The following is a 5,079-nucleotide window of genomic DNA, read 5'->3' on the forward strand; positions in this document are numbered from 1 at the left end:
CCGCATTGTAGTAGTTTAAATAACATGTAATTAGGGCGAATAACACCCCACCGTCTTTCAACGGCGAGGTCTCATTACTTGTAAGCCGTTAATTACTTCTTTTTAGGGGCAAGCATCATGATCATCTGGCGTGCTTCAATTCGACTCGGGAAAGACTCAACTACTGCAATTTCAGCAGTATCCTCTTTCAAACGATGAAGAACATCGACACCGATGTCTTGGTGCGCCATCTCACGGCCACGGAAGCGAATAGTAACTTTCACTTTGTTGCCTTCTTCTAGGAAACGGGTCAGGTTGCGTAGTTTTACCTGATAGTCTCCAATATCAGTCCCAGGACGGAATTTAATTTCCTTAATCTGGATCTGTTTTTGCTTCTTCTTCTGCTCTTTAGCAGTCTTGCTCTTTTCAAAGAGGAACTTGCCATAGTCCATCACACGACAAACTGGTGGCTCGGCGTTAGGGCTGATCTCTACAAGATCCATACCAGCTTCTACAGCAGCTTCTAATGCTTCGTTGATTGATACAACACCAACGGATTCACCATCTGCGCCAGTTAAACGAACTTCACGAACGCCACGAATTTCACCGTTTAAACGGTGCTGGTTTGGTTTGGCCGGCTGTTGGCCACGTCTTCCGCCTTTAATAGTTTATTCCTCCAGATTGAGCTTACGGCTAGAAACTTCGGCTTGGATATACGCAATAAAGTCATCCAATTTAAATTTACCTAAGTCCTTGCCCCTGCGGGTACGTACTGCGATCTCTCCGGCTTCCATCTCTTGGTCACCACAGACAAGCATATACGGTACACGCTTTAAAGTGTGTTCGCGGATTTTAAAGCCAATCTTCTCATTTCTCAAGTCTGCTTTGGCTCTAATTCCACATTTTTGTAGTTTTTGTGCTACTTCCTGAGCGTAAACTGACTGTTTATCAGTAATGTTCATAATTACCGCTTGTTCCGGCGCTAACCACGTAGGGAAGAAACCTGCATACTCTTCGATAAGGATACCGATAAAGCGCTCAAGTGAACCCAAAATTGCACGGTGAATCATAACCGGAACAAGACGCTCGTTACTTTCGCCAACATATGTCGCGCCTAGACGAGCAGGTAAATTGAAATCCAGCTGCACTGTACCACATTGCCACGCACGATCTAAGCAATCATGCAAAGTAAATTCAATTTTAGGGCCGTAGAATGCGCCTTCACCTTCTTGAATTTCAAATGGGATATCCATTGCCTGCAATGAAAGCTTTAATGCTTCTTCCGATTTATCCCAAATTTCATCACTACCAACACGTTTTTCTGGGCGTGTAGACAGCTTAACAACGATGTTATCAAAACCGAACGTCGTGTAGGTGTCGTAGACCATCTTGATACAAGATGTCACTTCTTGTTGAATTTGATCTTCGGTACAGAAAATATGGGCGTCATCTTGAGTAAAGCCACGAACACGCATAATACCATGTAATGAACCTGATGGTTCATTGCGGTGGCAAGATCCAAACTCAGCCATACGCAATGGCAGATCACGGTATGATTTCAAACCTTGATTAAATATTTGAACGTGGCCTGGGCAGTTCATCGGTTTAATTGCATATTCACGGTTTTCAGATGACGTCGTGAACATGGCATCCGCATATTTATCCCAGTGACCAGAACGCTCCCATAGAACTCGGTCCATCATTAATGGACCTTTTACTTCTTGGTAGTCGTACTCACTGAGTTTTTGGCGAATGAACACTTCAAGATCACGGAATATAGACCAACCGTTATGGTGCCAGAATACCATCCCTGGAGCTTCTTGCTGCATATGGAATAGATCGAGTTGCTTACCAATTTTACGATGGTCACGTTTAGCCGCTTCTTCTAAACGCGTTAAATGGGCTTGAAGTGCTTTCTTGTCATGGAATGCCGTACCATAGATGCGCTGTAGCATCTTGTTATCACTGTTACCACGCCAGTACGCGCCAGCAATGCTAAGCAGGGTAAAGTGTTGGCAGAAGCTCATGTTAGGTACGTGAGGACCACGACACATGTCAATGTATTCTTCATGATGGTATAGACCTGGTTTGTCATCACGAGCCACGTTCTGATCCAAGATTTCCATCTTGTATGTTTCACCGCGAGCTTCAAAAGCATCACGGGCTTCCTGCCAACTGACTTTCTTTTTGACAACTTGATATTTTGTCTTGGCAAGCTCTTTCATGCGCTTTTCGATTTGCTCTAAATCATCTTGCGTGAGTGATTGCTCAAGATCGATATCATAGTAGAAGCCGCTGTCGATCGTCGGACCAATCGCCATTTTGGCTTGTGGATAAAGTTGCTTTAATGCATGGCCAAGTAAGTGCGCACAAGAGTGGCGTACGATCTCTAAACCATCAACTTCATCTTTTGTCGTTATAATTTCAAGGCTAGCATCATTTTCGATAAGATCGCACGCATCGACGCGCACACCATCGACACGGCCTGCGATCGTTGCTTTTGCAAGACCAGGGCCGATAGAAGCTGCAACTTCCATTGTCGATACTGGGTGTTCAAAATGACGTTGACTGCCGTCAGGAAGAGTAATAATAGGCATGTATAATCCTTACAGTGGTGTTGCATACCAAGCAACACGTGTTGAGTTTGATTGAAAATAACCCATCGAAGCTCACTCGGTAACACGAATACCGGAACTTCAATGAAGTGAAGATTTTAACTAGCTCACGCTAGAAATGCAAAGATCGAATTATATAAATCAAAAGAAAAAGCCCATGATAAATATCACGGGCTTTGGAGTTTCAATAATTGATTATGCTTCAGCGCGACGAGGACGACTTAACGTACCCGCATTGGCATTAGCACTAGCATTGCCGTGACCACGTTCACCACGGAAGTTACCACGATGGTCGCCACCACGGTTGCGGTCAAAACGACGTTCACCATCACGACCAGTCGCCGCTGCACCGTCACGGTTGCCACGGAAGCCACCTTCACGGCCACCACGACCTGCGCCAGCCGCAGGAGCACCGCCTTCACGATTACGGAAGCCACCGTTTCCGCCTTCACGACGGGCACCACCACCGTTACCACCTTCACGACGACCACGAGACTCGCGGAAGTCATCAAAGTCACATACAACAGCACCGACTTCTTTTTGGCGAATACGCAGTTTACGCAATTTGCCTTCAACATCTGAAGACATTGATTTAGGAAGCTGTACGAATGTATGGCCTTGAGCAAGTTTAATTGCACCAATTGAACCTTTGGTTAAACCAAGTTCATTAGCTAAAGCACCAACGATGTCTTTCACTTGCACGCCTTGCTCACGGCCGACTTGTAACTGATAAGTATCCCAGTCATTGCTCGCAGTACCATATTCGCGGCGACCTTCGCGTCCATCACGGCTATCGCGACCGCCTTCACGGCGTTCACCACGCTCACTACCCTCTTTACGATCACGGCGACGTGATTTTTCACGCTCGATCGCGTCAACCATTGGATCTGGGCCGACATAGAACAGTGGACGATTGCCTTGTTGGCGCTTCAGTAAAATGGCCGCCAGTGTTGTGGCATCAATCTCTAGGCTTTGTTGAAGTTTTTCAATGAGCTCAACAAATTTGTCTAAAGCAGTATGACCTTTGTCAGCTTCTAGCTCTGCACCCAGTTTGATGAGACGAGCTTCAGCAACTTTGTCACGCATTGGAAGTTGAATCTCTTCCATTTGAGAACGAGTTACGCGCTCAATCGTACGCAACATACGAATTTGGTTCGTGCGAACTAGAAGGATCGCTTTACCTTTGCGTCCAGCACGGCCAGTACGGCCAATACGGTGGATGTATGATTCTACATCGAATGGGATATCATAGTTGAACACGTGTGTAATACGTGGAACATCAAGACCACGAGCAACAACGTCTGTCGCAACAAGAATGTCGATTACACCCTGTTTGATATGATCAACCGTGCGCTCACGCAGTGATTGCGGAATATCACCATGAAGCGCTGCCGCTTTAAAGCCACGAGATAATAACCAATCAGCTAAACGCTCGGTGTCTTGACGAGTACGTACAAAGACGATTGACGCATCGGTTTCTTCTGTTTCAAGAAGACGAGCCATCGCTTCATCTTTTTCAACACCTTTAACAACCCAATATTGCTGCTCTACTTTCGCAACAGTTTGGTTTGAACCTGCTACGTCAACACGAGCAGGATCACGTAGGTAACGGTCAACAATCGTCTTCACCATAGGAGGCATAGTCGCAGAGAATAGCACGCGTTGAGCGGTGCCAGGTGCTTGTTCCATGATCCAAGTTACGTCATCAACGAAGCCCATTTTGAGCATTTCGTCAGCTTCATCAAGAACGAAGGTATGACATTCGTCTAAATGAAGGCGATCACGAGTGATCAAATCTTTTACACGACCAGGTGTGCCAACCACAATATGAGCACCATTTTTCAGAGCGCGCATTTGGTCAACAATAGAAGCACCGCCATAGATCTCAAGTACTTTAAGGCCTTGAATCTTTTGGCCAAGGTTTTTGATTTCTGCCGCAACTTGGATAGCAAGTTCACGAGTTGGTGCCATCACAATTGCTTGTGGCTTGTGTTGAGAAAGGTTTAATTTGTTCAGTAGAGGTAGAGAAAACGCAGCCGTTTTACCTGTACCTGTTTGTGCTTTACCTAGCGCATCTCTTCCTTCAAGAAGAAATGGAATAGCAGCAGCTTGGATAGGAGTTGGAGAAACGAAACCCATTTCATTTAGAGCAGAAAGGATTGAGTCGTTTAGGGCTAATTCACTAAATTGAATTACAGAGTCTTGCATGGAGATCCCACTAGATTAATTAACAAAAGGTCCCACGTGCTCTACCAATTCCAATACCGATCCATTAAAAAGAGCTGAGTTCCGTTCAGATGCGGATAAGTCTTAAAACGCATCAAGCCGCTAGGGACATATAAGGGACGCGGATTATTCCCTAAAAGCATAAAAAAAGCTAGTAAAAATTGAATTACATCACAAAAATTCGTCATAAATGACCATTAAGCTCATTAATTCACCCAAAACGAACACAGGAGCTGCATTTACAGCGCACTGTTAAAGC

The 5,079-nt window shown here is 45.3% G+C and carries 3 protein-coding genes; all 3 read right to left on the reverse strand.

What is annotated here, in order from left to right; all coding sequences use genetic code 11:
- Positions 1-92 precede the first annotated feature (92 nt).
- The 3 genes from infC to B9J84_RS13775 all read right to left on the reverse strand — a co-directional run bounded on the left by infC (position 93) and on the right by B9J84_RS13775 (position 4,802).
- Positions 93-644, reverse strand: a complete 552-nt coding sequence (gene infC, locus B9J84_RS13765; protein ID WP_080569453.1) for a translation initiation factor IF-3 — start codon at positions 642-644, stop codon at positions 93-95.
- Between the two features lie 3 nt (positions 645-647).
- The gene (gene thrS / locus B9J84_RS13770; RefSeq protein ID WP_094124375.1) at positions 648-2,576 is read right to left on the reverse strand and encodes a threonine--tRNA ligase; all 1,929 of its coding nucleotides are present in this window, start codon (positions 2,574-2,576) and stop codon (positions 648-650) included.
- Positions 2,577-2,789: 213 nt separating this feature from the next.
- Positions 2,790-4,802, reverse strand: coding sequence for a DEAD/DEAH box helicase (locus B9J84_RS13775; RefSeq protein ID WP_064626716.1), 2,013 nt, complete (start codon positions 4,800-4,802; stop codon positions 2,790-2,792).
- Positions 4,803-5,079 lie beyond the last annotated feature (277 nt).

It is taken from the genome of Vibrio sp. V03_P4A6T147 (assembly GCF_002241085.1).
In the GTDB taxonomy this organism is placed as follows: domain Bacteria; phylum Pseudomonadota; class Gammaproteobacteria; order Enterobacterales; family Vibrionaceae; genus Vibrio; species Vibrio anguillarum.

Coding starts and splice junctions, on each gene's coding strand:
- thrS (WP_094124375.1), bottom strand. CDS start 2,576: ATGCCTATTATTACTCTTCCTGACGGCAGTCAACGTCATTTTGAACAC.
- B9J84_RS13775 (WP_064626716.1), bottom strand. CDS start 4,802: ATGCAAGACTCTGTAATTCAATTTAGTGAATTAGCCCTAAACGACTCA.